Annotated in this window: 7 protein-coding genes; all 7 read left to right on the top strand. The window is 44.5% G+C overall.

The features are described 5' to 3' along the window. The first annotated feature begins 71 nt into the window (after positions 1-71). Entirely contained in the window at positions 72-4,730 is a 4,659-nt protein-coding gene (locus PUT07_RS00425; RefSeq protein ID WP_274465745.1) for a discoidin domain-containing protein, read from the top strand. A 103-nt stretch (positions 4,731-4,833) separates the two neighbouring features. Continuing rightward, positions 4,834-6,636, top strand: coding sequence for a cache domain-containing sensor histidine kinase (locus PUT07_RS00420; protein ID WP_274465744.1), 1,803 nt, complete (start codon positions 4,834-4,836; stop codon positions 6,634-6,636). Positions 6,637-6,750: 114 nt separating this feature from the next. Next, on the top strand, positions 6,751-8,043 hold the full coding sequence (locus tag PUT07_RS00415) for an ABC transporter substrate-binding protein (RefSeq protein ID WP_274465743.1): 1,293 nt from the start codon (positions 6,751-6,753) through the stop codon (positions 8,041-8,043). Between the two features lie 77 nt (positions 8,044-8,120). Then, complete coding sequence (locus PUT07_RS00410; protein ID WP_274465742.1) at positions 8,121-9,002, top strand: carbohydrate ABC transporter permease; 882 nt, start codon at positions 8,121-8,123, stop codon at positions 9,000-9,002. Then, complete coding sequence (locus tag PUT07_RS00405) at positions 9,003-9,830, top strand: carbohydrate ABC transporter permease (protein ID WP_274465741.1); 828 nt, start codon at positions 9,003-9,005, stop codon at positions 9,828-9,830. A 40-nt stretch (positions 9,831-9,870) separates the two neighbouring features. Further along, a complete protein-coding gene (locus tag PUT07_RS00400) occupies positions 9,871-11,511 on the top strand; it encodes a response regulator (protein WP_274465740.1) in 1,641 nt (546 codons plus the stop codon). A gap of 429 nt (positions 11,512-11,940) precedes the next feature. Then, positions 11,941-16,821, top strand: a complete 4,881-nt coding sequence (locus PUT07_RS00395; RefSeq protein ID WP_274465739.1) for a beta-galactosidase — start codon at positions 11,941-11,943, stop codon at positions 16,819-16,821. The last annotated feature ends 60 nt before the right edge of the window (positions 16,822-16,881 follow it).

Genomic DNA, 16,881 nt, shown 5'->3' with positions numbered 1-16,881 from the left:
TGCTAGGTGCTATGCACCTAGCTTTGCTTCTTAGCGTAAGCTAAGATTCTGCAAAAATGGGGTGTATGAATTTGAAGGTTATAACTCGACTAATGCTGTGTCTTCTCATGGTGTTGGAGATCATATTTGTAAATGTACCGCTCGTAGCAAGTGCTAATCAAGGAAATATCGGGGGAAATGAGAGAACCGTATACAATTTTAATTCGGACTGGGGTTTTTATCGGGGAGACCTTGTTGGCGCTGAAGCGGCCCAATTTGATGATAGCGCTTTTGCTGCAGTAACCATTCCGCATACGATGAGGCTTGAAAAAAAACATGCCAATGGAGCGAACGCTGTTTATGCGGGGATTGGCTGGTATAGACGCTATTTTGCGATTGATGAAAGTTATAAGGGAAAAACGATCAATATTGATTTTGAAGGTGTAATGATTGATAGTGATGTTTATTTGAACGGCGAGAAAATCTATACGCACAATGGCGGTTATATAGGTTACTCCGTTGACGTCACCAATAAAGTAAAGTACGGCCAAACGAATGTGCTCGCGGTAAAAGTATCGAGTTCTGACAACCCGGATACACCGCCGGGCAAACCGCTTGCCAATTTGGATTTCCATTACTATGGCGGCATTTATAGAGATGTAACATTGAGAATAACAAATAAGCTGCATATTTCCGATGCTTTGCAGGCCAATAAAACAGCCAGCGGCGGTGTATTTGTCACTTACCCTAATGTGACAAGTTCAAGCGCCACAGTTAATGTGAAAACTCATGTCGTTAATGAGAATCAAGCTTCTGCAAACACTAGACTTTTAAGCAAGTTAGTGGATAAAAATGGGGTTGTTGTCGCTCAAGACGAGACCGCCGCAACAAGTTTATCGGCAGGCGGGGATCATCAATTCACTCAAAACTTGACTGTTGCAAATCCACAGTTGTGGGACACTGCCTCGCCGTATCTGTATTCGCTTGTAAGCGAGGTTTACTCTGATTCCGGCTTGGTTGATACGGTTACGACGAAAGTAGGAATCCGAACGATTGCGTATAAGCCGGATGGCTTCTATCTCAATGGTAATAAGATTTACTTGCGTGGAGCGAATCGCCATCAAGCGTTTCAAAATGTAGGGGATGCAGCTTCGAATTCAATGCAGGTTCGCGATGCAATGCAGATCAAGGCAGACGGATTTAATGCCGTTCGTGCTACGCATTATCCCAACGATCCTGCCTTCTTGGATGCAGCCGATGAAATCGGACTCTTGGTTATCGAATGTCAGCCGGGATGGCAAAATTTCACTAATTCCACTAAATTTCGTGAATTAACGATCAGAGATACACGTGAAATGGTAAGGCGTGATCGAAACAGGCCTTCGGTTATTTTATGGGAAACTTCGTTAAATGAAACTTGGGTTCCTGAGGATTGGGCGCAAGAAGCAACTGGAGCTGCTCATGAGGAGTATCCAGGGAACCAAATTTATACAGCGGCTGATTATGGTCTGCGAGGATCGTACTATGACGTAAATTATAAAGTGGTTGATACCAACTGGAAGACAGACCCGAGTCAATGGACCGATTTTGATTCAAATAAACCCTTCTTTACTCGCGAGTGGGGAGATTTTGAAGAGTCCAGTAAAGCGTTGAGAAAAGAGGGTGAAGCTGCACAGATCACTCAAAATTTGACTCGGCAAAAATATTTAAATGGCAATGGATATTCGGACTGGGGCGGCCTTGACGCCAACGACCGGATTGGCGGTTACTTCCTCTGGAGCTGGAATGACTACATTCGCGGTTCAACAACGAAGACATTAGGAAGCGGTACGGTAGATATTGATCGTTATGAGAAATATGGTTACTATTGGCTGCAATCCATGCAGTCCGCAAGAGACCCGCTTTATGGTCCTATGGTATTTATTGCAAGCACTTATTCTTCTACATCAAGTCGTTCAGTTAACGTTTTCAGCAACGCTGATTCTGTGAAATTATACCAAAATAACGTGCTGGTAAAACAAATAACGAGAACAGAGGCTTCAAGCTCAGCTCCAAATATCGTGAAAAAAGGCGGAAGCCCCATATTCACATTCAATTTAAATAGCTTTATCCCGGGAGAATTAAGGGCTGAGGCCATCTTGGATGGACAGGTTGTTCAAACGCATACCGTTCGAACACCAGGTCAAGCAAGTCAAATCGAAATTGAAGTGAGAGATAGAGGGGTAAAACCGGTAGCAGACGGATCAGACTTAATCCCTGTCTACTTCAAGGTTGTTGATGCGAATGGAACCATTGTGCCGAATTACAGTGGTAAAGTTAACATATCGGTAACGGGTGAAGGGCAGCTTGTAGGCAGTGGAATCGCAAGAATAGGTGTGGAGGAACAGGTTGTAGAAGGAGGAATTGGCTTTGCATTCGTAAGAACTTCCGGTACGAGTGGAGCTATACAAATTAATGCCACTTCTGACGGACTTGTTTCTGGGAATGAGGAGGTAAGTACACTACCCTATCAAGGACAGTTTGTGCCAGATGGTCAGCATACGCCTTGGGTGGGTGGAGTTGAGAAATTAGAGTCCCCAGTAGACTCCGTTCAAAACATCGCAGTTGGAAAGCCAATCACAAGTTCTTCGGAGCAATCAGGAAACTTTGCTGTCAATGCCGTAGATGATGATGCATCTACGAAATGGACGGCTAATGGATCGTCTTTGCCACAATGGTTACAAGTCGATTTAGGTAAAGACTATTCGTTAACCGGCTTTAAGATGCTCTGGGAGATGAAAGCTGTTGCCTATAAATATTATATTGAAGTTTCAAAAGATGGTGTAAACTGGGATAAGGTGATCGACAGATCGGCCAATACCACGCCTAATGGAGCGGAAGAAACAGCTCTGGCTGATTCCCGGGGCCGATATGTAAGGTTAAAGATCGTAGACAAAATAACGGATAACTACTGGGCATCCTTGTATGAATTTAAAGTGATACCTGCAGATGATCAAGAACCGGGTGACATGATTCCGAATGATGCTATTCAAGTCATGAATGAATCAACGGCGTCTGAACCTGAGCGTGGCACCGATAAATTACGAGATGGCATTACAACGATCGGAACCGGATGGCTGGCCAAATCAACAGAACTGCCACAATCGGTTACAGTCAAGTTCAATGAGCCTCAAACGGTAGTCGGCAGCCGTATTTTTTGGGAGAAAGACAGTAATTGGTACACCTACGATTTGGAAGTATCAACCAATGGGCAAGTATGGCAAAAAGCATTGACTAATCTCAATGTAGGTGGGCAGACGTTCACACCGAAAGCATTCGCCAAGTCCTATAAAAATATCAATTATGTCCGTGTGACGATTAAAGATATCGTTGCCGGCGGCGGTTATCGTGTGGGTATGGCTGAACTGATTCTATATGGAAATGATTCTGCGTCTGATAATGCGCCGGTCGTCATACCACAATCACAAATGATAGCAACGGCGACTAGTCAGGAAACGGAAGGCGAAGATAATTCAGCCTACAATGTGTTGGATGGAAATAATGGGACTATCTGGCATACAAAGTGGGATGGGAGCAATCCGCTTCCGCAATCGATTACCTTGTATCTTGGCGGTGCATATCAAGTAACGAATCTCAAATATTTGCCAAGACAGGGAAGCAGCAACGGCATTATAACCGATTACAATGTTTATGCCAGCACCGACGGAAGGAATTATACGAACATTGCAAACGGCAGCTGGAGCAATGACAGGACGGAGAAGAACGTTCAATTCGCGACGGTAACAATGGCAACGTATGTGAAGCTGGAAGCCGTTCAGGGAGTGAACAATTATGCATCGGCCGCAGAGATTAACGTAATTGGCATTCCGGTCCCAACCGAGGTGCCTGTAACCGGCGTGCAGCTGGATAAACCGCAAGTCACGTTGAAAGAAGGTCAAACGGCAGAGCTGGTTGTAACTATGATTCCTGATGATGCAACCAATATGGATGTAACTTTGGCGAGCAGCGACGATACGGTCGCCAAAGTAGAGTTTACAGACGGCAAATTCGTGGTGACCGCCTTGAAAGAGGGAGTGGCGGATATTACAGTCACCACAGTTAACGGCAGCTTTACAGCAGTAAGCAAAATTACCGTACAGAAGGTCGATGTCACGCCAAACGCTTTGACGACGTTATCGGCACCAGGCACCGTTCGGACAGGTGAGGAATTCCTTGTACAGCTGGGGCTTAGCAGCGTCACGCAGAACGTCTACGCACAGGATATTAAGATGGACTACGATTCGAACGTTTTCGAATTCATCTCGGCTCGCGCTGTGAAAGACGGGATTCTGCTTGTAGATACCATGAAGGACACACTAGGCAAACTTCGGTTTATTCTTGCAAACGTAGGCAAGGCTTTGACAGGCGATACCGAAATTCTCGAACTGAAGTTCAAAGTCAAAGCGATGACGCGGCCGGCGACGGGAACGATTGCTGTAACCGACGCAACGCTGAGCGATGCGCAGGGAGCGGAATTGAAGGCGCAAGCGTCTAGGTTGGGCGTGAGCATTACGACACCGCCTCCGGGAATTCCAGGCGACATCAACCATGATAATAAAACAAGCATCGGCGATCTCGGCATCGTCGCAGCGAATTACGGCAAAACATCATCCAGCCCAGACTGGGAGCAAGTCAAGCGAGCTGACATAAATGGGGATGGCAAAATCGATATTGTCGATCTTGCGTTCGTGGCCAGCAAAATTATAGAGTAAGTCATTTAGTTAAAATGACGATAATAGGTGCATGGTGCGACGGTTGTTGCACCGTGCACCTAACTTTGTTTTAAGAATTCTGAATGGGACGAGGTTTATACAGATGAGCAGGTTAAGAAAACCGTGGAAAATCTCGACACTCCTTTATCTTCTTCTTTTTGTCATGGTGGTCGTCCCTTTGACAACGTTATCCACCATCATTTTACAGGTTTATAAGCGTGATTTATTAGCGCAAACAACCAATCGAACCTTGCAAACCTTACACTCCATTACCTACACTGCTGAACAGGAAACTAGGAAAGTGATGTATATCACGGCCAATATTGGGACGGATCAAGAAATTTTGACCAATGCCACACAGATGTCGCAAGCAGATAGCGGCAAAAATCAAACGAACATTGATTTTTTAAATTCAGCATTGACTCGGTATAATGCATCAATCAATAACTACATTCTTTCGGTAAGTTTCTTTTTCAAGCATGGAGGAGTCTTCTCTTATAATCGAAACTTGATCGAAGATTCAAATGTCATCCATCAAACGGATTGGTATGCAAAGACCCTTACCAACTCTAATCAGGTTCATTTTATTGGCTTGCAAAAAAATGTATTGTTCGATAGCGGAAAGCCTTATGTCATTACCGCAGCTGTTTCCCCGGAATTCATACCTGGACTGCAGACCGTCGAGTTGATTTACTGTGCTTTCAATCGCAGCTCATTTGAGAACTTATTACGGGGCAATCAAACTCATACCGTTGATTCTGATTTTCTAATCGTAGATAAAAATAGGCAAGTCATTGCTTCGAGCTATGGATTATCCAATATCAATCAGGTGGATGAGCATTTATATGAGAAAATTAATAACGATCAGGAAGGTCATTTTGTTTCCAAATTAGACAATACATCGATGCTCGTCACTTATGCAACCGTCCCCAATACCGGATGGAAGGTGATTCACCAAATTCCTTACAGCCAGCTTACGCAAACTTACGATCAAATTTTCAAAGCGGTAATCATTTTCACAATTGTATGTACCTGCGTGTTTTTGATGATCTCGTTTTCCATGGTGCGCAATCTGACGAAGCCGATCCATCTGATGGTCCGGAAAATGACAAGCGTGGTGGGAGGGAATTTGAATGCCAGGATTGCTGCTTCGGGGAGCGCCGAGATGGTAACGCTTGGACATACTTTTAACTATATGTTAGATCATATTCATCTATTAATTTTGCAGAACAAAGAGGAAGAGAGAGCAAAACGGATCGCAGAGTTTGACGCCCTGCAATCACAGATTAATCCTCATTTTCTAATTAATACACTAAATGTCATCAAGCTAATAGCGCTTGTAAATAAGGTAGACAATATCCGTAATATAACCGTAGCCTTAATGAAACTGGTCTCTTCAGCTTTTAATCGGGGGAGTACCCTGAATCCGCTTTCGGAGGAAATTGAGAATCTCAAGCATTATCTTTACATCATGGAAAACAGGTTTGGCAAGAAAATAAGTGTCGAGTGGCATGTAGCGGAAGAAACGTCATCTCTCTTTATATTGAAGCTGCTACTGCAGCCGATTGTGGAAAACTGTATTGTGCACGGGTTGGATGAGAAGGATATAGATGGGCAGATCCTGGTGAAAACAAGCATTGTCGAGGGGAGTTTGCATATAGAAATCGCAGACAATGGTGTCGGAATGGAGAAGGAACAACGGAATTCCTTTATGAATCAGAATCATGAGAATAAGTTCAGCGGCATGGGGATCTCCAATGTGAATCGTCGCATCCAATTGCAATATGGCGCGCAATTTGGTTTAACGATACAACCGAATGAACCGGAAGGTACGAAAATTGTGATTCGTGTGCCTCTTCTTACAACGAGGTCACAAGATAATGATCTGCAACAAAATGGGGTTTAAAAGGTGTAGAAAATATCATGTTTGTGTTAGATTCTATCATTTGTTTGCGTTTTTAAAAATTGTATGCTGATAGCAGGTTAATCACAACCTATTCACTGTAAAGGGGTGCTTCAATTGAGCAAGAGAAAATGGATGGCTTCATTAGGTATGGTTACGTTAGTCATGGCAAGCGTGGTATCAGGCTGCGGAACAAAAACAGAATCTAATCCGGCAACAGCTCCGGCAGCTACGCAAAATGCGCAAGAACCGGTCAAGCTGAAATTCGCCATGTGGGAAGCGCAAGGGGATCTCGACTTCTGGACAGAGAAAGTCAAAGAGTATTCGAAGTTGAAACCGAATGTCAATGTAGAAGTGCTCAAAGTACCGGATAATAAAGGGCAATATTTAAAGGTTAATCTTGCGGCTAACGATTTGCCGGATGTCTTCTACATGAAACCGGCAGCATTGCAAGTTTATAAACAAGCTTTACAGCCGCTCGATGATTTGCCGGTAACGAAAGATAATAAATATGTAACAAAGATTGATGGCAAAACGCTAGGTCTTCCTTTGGTTTCTTTTTATGAAGTTGTCTACTACCACCCAAGTATTTTCAAAGAGCTGGGCTTAGAGATTCCGAAAACAATGCCTGAATTTATAGCTTTATGCGAGAAAATTAAGGCCGATGGGAAATACGTTCCGCTTTCCCTTGGTATGAAAGATAGCTGGACCTCTTATCCGTTTATGGAATTCGGACCGCACGTGCTATCCGGAGACGAAAGCTTTCTGACAAATCTTCCGAAAAACGAAGCGCCGTTCGCGGCTAACTCTTCCTTTGACAAGGCTGCCAAGTTCCTGCAAGAAATTTCAAACGAAAAACTGGCAGGTCCAGATCCATTGTCCATTTCTTTCGATCAGCAGACACAAGCATTCGAAGCTAAGAAAGCTGCGATGACCGCGCTAGGCCAATGGTATTACCCAGGATATCTCGATAAAGTGAAATCAGAAGATGATCTTGGTGCTTTTGTTATGCCTTGGAGAAGCAGTGAAAGCGAACCGCTTACAGCGATGACGATGTCCGATATGCACGTTGGCATTAGCAAAAACTCGAAAAACCTTGAAGAATCAAAAGCATTCTTGCAATGGGTTTTCAGCCAGCCGGTTTATGGAGCTTATCTGAATACTAGCAAACAAATGTCTACGATGAGTAATGTAAAAAGTGACAATGCTTTCTTTGATAAACAAGCAGAGAAGGCACCTTTCAAACCGTTTGTGTACAATGCAAGCGATGAAATGTATAACAAGGTGAAAGCCGCCGCTCAATATGACCCTAGTATGGTAGCTCAAGATATTTTTGCCGGGAAGTCGATTGACAAGCTTGAAGCCGATTTGAACAATAAGTGGAAAAAGGCTATCGATTCCAGCAAATAATTCGTGATCATTCAAAGAGAAGGTGCTACTTTGCCATTGGGAATAGCACCTTCTTCTTACAATCAGGAGTGAAATGAATGAATTACAATCTGCAAAAAAAGGTAACGATCGTTACTTTATTATTCGCACCAGTTTCGCTGCTCTTATTATTTCTTCTCTATCCAACCATCGAATTGGTTAGATACAGCTTTACGAACTGGGACGGGTTCAGCCCAACCTTTAAATACTTGGGTTTTGACAATTATACAAGGGTATTGTTTGATTTTCCGGAAGCTTGGCACGCGCTGAAAAATAACGGTCTTTATTTTATTATTCATACATGTATGATTCCCGTTGAGCTCGTGGCAGCTGTACTGCTAAATCGAAAACTGCTGGGAAGTTCATTTTTCAGATTCACTGTTCTCATGCCCTATATCATTAATGGGATTGCAGTAGCTTATATGTTTACTTATATTTACAATCCCGTGAATGGACCGTTAGATGCATTTCTGAGAGCTGTAGGCCTGGAGTCATTTATTACTGGCTGGATCAGCAATGTGAATGTCGTTAATTACTCGCTGGTAGCCGTATCGGTTTGGCGCTTCTCAGGGGTTCATATTATTCTTTTTATGGCAGGACTTCAATCGATCCCTCATGATTTATACGAATCTGCGAAGTTAGACGGGGCTAACTTTTGGCAGCAGCAGCGTTACATTACGTTGCCAGGTATTCGGCGCGTTGTTGAAATTATACTGTTCCTGAACATTTCGGGAGCACTGCTTCAATATGATATTCCTTTAGTTATCACCGGTGGCGGACCGGGAATTGAAAGCAGCACATTCGGGCTGTTTGCGTTAAGTACTGCATTTAAAAACAACAGCTACGGTCTTGCCTCTGCGATGGCTATCATACTCTTACTTTTGGTTATTATTCTCTCCAGAGTGCAGCAATGGTTGATTAGAGATAGGAGTGAGCTTTAGGTGGTACGTATTCTAAGCCGAACCATATATTACATGTTATTCATAGGTATGGCTGTTATCGTGTTTGTACCTATGCTGCTCATTTTTTTCGGGTCGTTTAAAAACAATATGGAGCTGGCTGCAACATCTCCGTTTTCCTTGCCATCTAATTTTTTGAATCTGGATAATTACAAAGTTGCTATTACCAAGGGCCAGTTGTTACGAGGCTTGCAAAATTCATTTTTATTAGTAGGTATAAGTATTGTTGGCAACGCACTGCTTGGAACAATGACAGCTTATATATTGAATCGCTTTCAATTTGTTGGCAAGAAGATCATTGTTTCATTATTTTTGTTTGCGATGGTGATCCCTACCTATACGACTGAAATTGCTCGGTTTCAATTAATTCATAAGCTTGGAGCTTATGATACGATCTGGGCACCAATTATTATCTATGTGGGCACGGATATTTTGCAAATTTATATTTACATGCAATTTTTGGAGAAAATTTCAGAGCAGCTGGATGAAAGTGCCATGCTGGACGGCGCATCTTATTTCCGAATTTATAGATCCATTATTTTCCCTTTGCTGCTCCCAGCGACAGCCACGCTTGGCATTCTTAAGGGAGTAACCATCATGAACGATATATTTGTCCAACAGCTCTATATGCCATCCCGAAAGCTATTAACGATTGCTACCTCATTAACCAGTTATGTTGGCGACCATAGTTCAGATCTGGCTTCCTTATGTGCAGCCATCATGGTCGCATTATTCCCGAGCGCACTGATCTATCTCCTTTTCCACAAATATATCTTTAAGGGAATGATGGACGGTGCGATTAAAGGGTAATTAGCCTAACAGGAAAATTTCCATTGGAGATGATGTATGCTTGTATAAAGTCATGATCGTAGACGATGAGCCACTTGTCAGGTTGGCCATGCACCAATTGATTTTATGGAAAGAACTTGATATGGAGATTGTAGCTGAAGCCGATGATGGCATGGAAGCTTTGGCTATTTTGCAAGATCGTAATGATATCGATATTTTGCTGGTAGATATTCAGATGCCTAAAATGAACGGTGTTGAACTGCTAAATTCAATTCAATCCATAGATTCAATGAAAAAGCCGATTCCAATAATCCTAAGCGCATACAGTGATTTTAGTTATGTTCGTGAAGCCTTTCTGCTTGGAGCCTTTGATTATATTGTGAAAGTAGATATGGATGAAGAGCACATGCTGCCTGTTCTGCAAAAAGCACGCCAAAAGTTAAAAAAGCTGAATACTTTGAATGAGTTGCAAATAACCCATCAATTGGAAAAAAAAGAAGGTCCGGACAGAGTGATCGTCCAGCTTCTCACTTTAGATATCCAATCTAATGTTAGGGAGTATTCCCGAATCGTTTCTGATGTGTGCAATTGGCTGGGCGAAATCAATCAAGTGGCCGTTGCGGTGTCGCTTTATAGCCCAGCGGAGATGATTTCGAAGACGGCGATTAAGCAGACGATTAAAACCGAGATGGACTCGGCGTTCTTGAAGCATATCGTTCATTGTGAGGACGCGAACGAAATCATCATTCTGTTAACCGTTCCACAGCTCAGAAGTGAAACAGCCATTCGTAAACTGATTCACACTACGCTTTCATTGATCAAAACCAGACTTGAGCAATATATGAACGTCCGTGTAGCAATGGGAATTAGCGATACGGCTGATGGGAGCATGCATTGGCAAAAGTTAATGAATCAGGCGCGAAGCCTAGTTTCTTTGCGCTTTTTTGAAGGCTATGACAAGTTCTTCTATCCAGAGAGTGAAATCAAATTGGGCATGGAACCTAGTCCTGATCTGCGAGATACTCTAAAAGCCAAAGGCATTGAAATTGTACGTTTGCTTGAGCTGGAGAATGGACCGCAATGGGAGCTTGAATTTGACCGCTATGTGATGCTCTTGAAACAAAAAGCAAGATTTGAAGTCCAGGAAACAAGGTTGATACTCACCGATTTCCTATGGGAGCTTGGCTCATTACTGTACGCGCAAGAAGTTCGTTGGGGAGGTGTGTTTGACCATAGTCATCCCTTTGAACAACTGAAGGATTTTCATACCCTTGAGCATACATTACAATGGATCAAGCAGGTTTGTTCAGATATTTATCGTTATATTCATGAGCTAAGCTCGAAAGCAAATTCGCCCTATAGTATCGTTGAGAAGGCGAAAGAATTCATTCATCAGCATTATTGTGAGGAATTAAGTCTAGGTATGGTTAGCCAATGGGTTGGGGTCAGCGAAAATTATTTAAGCAGGTTATTTATGCAAAATGTCGGCGAGAGTTTTATTCAATATGTAACGAACTTACGTATCGAAGAGTCTAAACGCTTGTTAAAAAAGGGATATAAAATCGTTGATCTGTCTGAAAAAATCGGTTACGTGAATGCGGAGCACTTTAGCCGAGTGTTTAAGAAGGTCACGGGTGTAAGTCCGAAGGTTTATAGGGAAAGATTTGGTTTAGCTGCAGAAATGAAAACCAATCAAAGATAATCTTCGAAGTATTGTCTCTAACTGATAGGGTCAGCCAGCGATTGCCAGCTGACCTTTTTGTGTCAAGAACAATGTGTCTTAAAGGGGGATGAAAAATGAGGGGGGGGTTGTAGCGTTTTAGTGCAAATTTAAATTCTCATAGGATGTTTCTTGTAGGAAGCATGGCGATGCCAGGTGCGATAATTGTCGCACTATGCACCTGCATTTGTTTCAGGCTTATTGCATTAAAATATCATGTTTAGTTGGAAAAAGATCATGTGAATGCGCTTGCAAGTAATTTAAAATTATAGTAAGAATCAAAAAAGAGGAGGGCCTAACCATGCATTGATTCAATGAAAAAGCTTGTTTTGGAAGCGCTTCAAATGTGAGGGAGAAAAATTGAAGGCATATAAGGTGTAACTAAAATGAAGTAGGAGAGGTGCAGTCTCATTGAAGGTAAGAATCCTTAGTTTTGTTCTGGCAAGTTTAATGGCATTTGTGAATTTTCTTGCAATTTTGCCTGCTTCAGCTGAAGCGTCTGCTGCAGAAATTGTTCCTAACGTCCCTGAGGTGTCAGTTACTTCAGGACAACCCCATACTGTATCTTGGGATAAGTATTCACTAAAAATTGATGATCAGCGCGTTCCGATCTGGTCGGTGGAATTCCATTACTGGCGCTTGCCAAGCCAGCAAATGTGGCTTGAAATCTTACAAAAAATTAAAGCGTCAGGCTACAACGCCGTGAGCATTTACTTTGATTGGGGGTTTCACTCCCCAAAACAGGGCGTCTATGATTTTACCGGTTTGCGGGACATTGATGCTCTGCTCAAAATGACACAGCAGGTCGGACTGTATGTGATCGCGCGACCTGGTCCCTATATTAATGCGGAAACGGATTCGGGCGGCTTCCCGGGTTGGCTGCAGAATACTAGCGGCGAAGCAAGAACAACGGCCGCCGATTATACTGCAGCGTACCGAGAGTGGCTCTCCGCTGTCGATCCGATTCTGGCTCGTCACCAAATTAACAATGGTGGGAACATTATCTTGTATCAGACGGAGAATGAATACTTCGGTAAAGACCCGCAGTACATGCAGGACGTGATCGATAAGGCGAAAGCGGACGGCATTACGGTGCCTACCTTCCATAACGATGCAGGCTTATGGGGGTTATGGGCTTCCGGTAAAGGCGCTCCGGATATTTATTCTTTTGATGCGTATCCACAAGGATTCGACTGCAGCAACCCGACGGCTTGGGGGGCAGTGCCAACTGGAATTGAAAGCGGTGTTCATACAGCATCGCCCAATAGTCCGATTTTCTTGGCAGAGTTTCAAGGCGGCGCCTTCGATAAATGGGGCTCTTCCGGATTTGGCTTTGGCAAGTGCAGGGAGAAGACGGGCCCGGACTTCATTAATGTATTCTATAAAGGAATTTTAAGTCAGGGTGCGACGTTAATGAACTCCTATATGGGATATGGCGGAACGAACTGGGGCTGGCTGCCGTCGACGACCATGTATACATCCTATGATTACGGCGCCCCGATTGATGAAGCTTTACAACTGACACCGAAAGCGTATGCAATGAAGCGGATCGGATATATGCTGCATGCAGTGAATCCGTTTGCAAAAACGGACCGCATCGACAACATAACTGCATCCAATATGAGTATTCTCGTCAACGCAAGGAAAAATCCGGATAACGGAACGGCGTTCTGGACACTGCAGCATGCATCTTCGGGGTCCTCTGTCAATGATACGACGAAGGTGACGATTAATGGTCAGGACGGGACCTTTACGATTCCGCAAAAAGCAAACACTTCGATTCGCATCAATGGCCGAGATGCCAAAACGCTCATTTCCGGTTATTCATTCGGTGCTCAGCGACTTATCTATTCCACATCCGAACTGCTGACGAATACAACCATTAACAATCAGGATGTTGCTGTTTTATACGGACGCAATGGCGAGGACGGCGAGACGATGCTTCGCTTTGCAAATCAACCGACGGTTGAGGTACTTTCAGGCAATGTGAGCCAGACCTATAATAAATCTACAGGCCAGCTGCGTTTAAACTATACACACACGGGAATGGCTAAGCTCAAAATAACCGGCGGCGGCAACGCACGCGATCTCATGCTATGGATCGGAACGGATGAAGAGGCCGACCGTGTTTGGTTGAATCAGACTGACAATGGTCCGGTGCTTGTGAGAGGGCCATATCTCGTCCGCTCCGCCTCGACATCCAACGGGACGTTGGCGCTGACAGGAGATACGGAAGCTGAGACGGGGATCGAGATATTGGCAGGTGGAGTCGGCAGTATTACTTGGAATGGGGGTACACTTCCTCTTACCGTTCTCCAGGATGGTTCAAGCTTAACGCAATTAAGCGGTCCGCCAGCTGTACAGCTTCCTGCGCTAACGGGGTGGAAGTTTATGCCTGAGGCGCCTGAGAAGTTGCAGAACTTTGACGACTCCAACTGGACCAATGCGAATGCATCGAATTTGCAAATGGACAAGTATGGTTTTCATTACGGTTATGTGTGGTACCGGGGGCATTTTACTGCAACCGGCCAGGAAACGGGGATATCACTTAGCGCAAAGCCAGGCTATGCAGGACGTTATAACGTGTGGTTAAACGGCACCTTTATTGGGGGCAGTAACGCAGACAAAGCATTTACATTCCCAGCCGGTGCTTTGAAGACTGGACAGGATAACGTAATTAGTGTGCTGATCGTGAATATGTCCCATGATGAAGACTGGGCGTCTAATGAATCTTGGCGAGATCCAAGGGGCGTCATCTCCGCGACAATGAGTGGCGCTACAACAGCGATTGCATGGAAAATTCAAGGCGCTCAGGGCGGGGAGAATGTCGTTGATACGACTCGCGGCATATTTAACGTCAGTGGACTTTATGGCGAGAGAAACGGCTGGTATTTGCCCAATTACGATACCTCCTCATGGAGCAATGTCACCCTTCCGCACGATTGGTCGGCAGCTTCCGTTTCAGGCGAAGGCGTAGGCTGGTATAAGACACAGTTTAACTTAAGTATCCCTGATAATGTCGATGTGCCGCTAGGCATTCATTTTGATAAGTTAGGGACGAAATTATTCAAGGCACAGCTGTTTATTAACGGCTGGAATATGGGTTTATATTCTAATAACGTAGGCCCACAGAACACGTTCTTCGTGCCGAAAGGTATTCTTAATACGAACGGCATCAATGATATTTCGATCGCGGTTTGGGGAGAGGGTACAACGGACGGAGGGCTCGGTAATGTGACGCTTGCTCCTTATGGCACCTACAGCAAAGCTAGCGGAGGAGTATCAGCTCAAGGAGAATGGGACAGCATTTCGATAGATGACAGCGTGCTGGGAACAAGTTCCAATCAATTGAATTACGTTGGTGCTTGGTCCCGAAATTCAGGCAACGGTTCGATTTTATACAATAGAACGAATAGCTGGTCTAATACCACGGGGAATACAGTTTCGATGAAGTTTAACGGCACGGGTATAAAGGTGTATGCCGTTAAAGATAGCAATAATGGAATCGGAGCGGTGTCGATTGATGGCGGTCCGGAAACAATGGTCGACCTCTATACACCGATTCGCGATGGCAATCAGCTTGTATATAGTAAATTGGGATTGGCCAATGGCCAGCATACGGTGACGATTCGAGTGACGGGTACCAAGAACCCGAGCAGTGTGGGGAATTATTTCGTTTTGGACCGCATTGAGGCGATCATGCCGGCCGCTCCGGCTAGTGACCAGACAACCATTGAAACTCCAATCCTTGGTTTACGTATCAATGGCAGCAATTTTACAAGTTTCGATCCTCTGAATCCCAGCTATGACGTGAAACTGATTCGGGGGAGCGCACTGCCGATCGTAGAAGCGGTGAAAACAAACGATTCTATTCATGCACAGATCGAACAAGTTACAAGCTTGCCCGGCAAAGCGGTGATTACTGCCATATCGGGAGACGGTCTGACCACTTATAAGTATGAAGTGAATTTTAATGAAGTCGATCCATATCTCAGCGATTTGAATTGGACAAGTGCGACAACGGGATGGTCGACGATTAAGAAGGATCTAAGCGTGGATGGCAATCCCATTAAAGTTCTTGGAGCTTCAGGAGTCGTTACCTATGAGAAGGGGATAGGGACGCATGCCAATTCGGAAATTGTATATGATCTCCCTGCAGGAATGTATCAAAGATTCACAGCAGTGGCAGGTGTCGATCAAGAGATTTCAGGCAGCAGTGCTACAGTGACGTTCCAAGTGTGGCTCGATGGCGTGAAAAGTTTCGACAGCGGGACAACGGCGATGAGAAAGTCAACTGTAGCTGTACCGATTGACATTGATGTTACTGGCGTTCGACAATTAAAATTGGTTGTAACGGATGCGGGAAATGGCATCGGTGAAGATCATGGGGACTGGGCGGATGCCAAACTTATTCCAATTGTCAAAAGCAATGACGCTACACTCAGCAGTTTGAAAGTAAATGGAGCTAGCGTGAATAGCTTCGATCCGAGTACGCTTTCTTATGAAGTTCAACTGCCAAAAGGTTCGACAATCGTTCCTGAAGTGACCTATGTTACGAATGATCCGAATGCGACTGCGGTTGTTCAAGCAGCAACTTCACTTCCAGGCACAACTTCGGTTGAAGTGACGTCAGCTAATGGGACGAAGAAAACGTATGTGATCAAAATTACGGTACAGGCAGGCGATGTCACGCCCAATGGCGCTTTAACGACGCTATCCGCAGCAGGTACCGTTATGGCAGGCGGGGAATTCCCTGTACAGCTAGGTCTGGGCAGCGTCACGCAAAGCGTATATGCAGAAGATATGAAGATGGACTATGATTCGAGCGTTTTTGAATTCGTCTCGGCCCGTGCCGTGAAGGAAGGCGTTCAACTCGTAGATACGAAGAAAGATACTCCGGGCAAACTTCGGTTTATTATCGCTAGCATTGGCAAGGCAGTGACAGGCGATGCAGAGATTCTAGAACTGATGTTCAAAGCCAAAGCTGTGACGCAGCCGGCGACGGGAACGATTGCTGTAACCGACGCAACGCTGGGCGATGCGAAGGGAGCGGAAACAAAGGCGCAAGTTTCTTCGGTGGGCGTGGGCATTACAACGCTGCCTCCGGGAATCCCGGGCGACGTCAACCATGACAATAAAACCAGCATCGGCGATCTTGGCATCATAGCAGCGAATTACGGCAAAACCTCTGCCAGCCCGGATTGGGAGCAAGTTAAGCAAGCAGACGTAACTGGCGATGGCAGAATCGATATTGAAGATTTGGCATTCGTTGCCAGAAAGATGATGGAGTAAATCATTCAGATAACAGTACAAAAGCCAACCAGCGATTACTGGTTGGCTTTTGTATCCTTG

It is taken from the genome of Paenibacillus sp. MAHUQ-63, assembly GCF_028765165.1.
Classification (GTDB): Bacteria; Bacillota; Bacilli; order Paenibacillales; family NBRC-103111; genus Paenibacillus_E.
The sequence above is the reverse complement of the archived record's forward strand: the minus strand, read 5'-3'. Positions and strand labels throughout refer to the sequence as shown.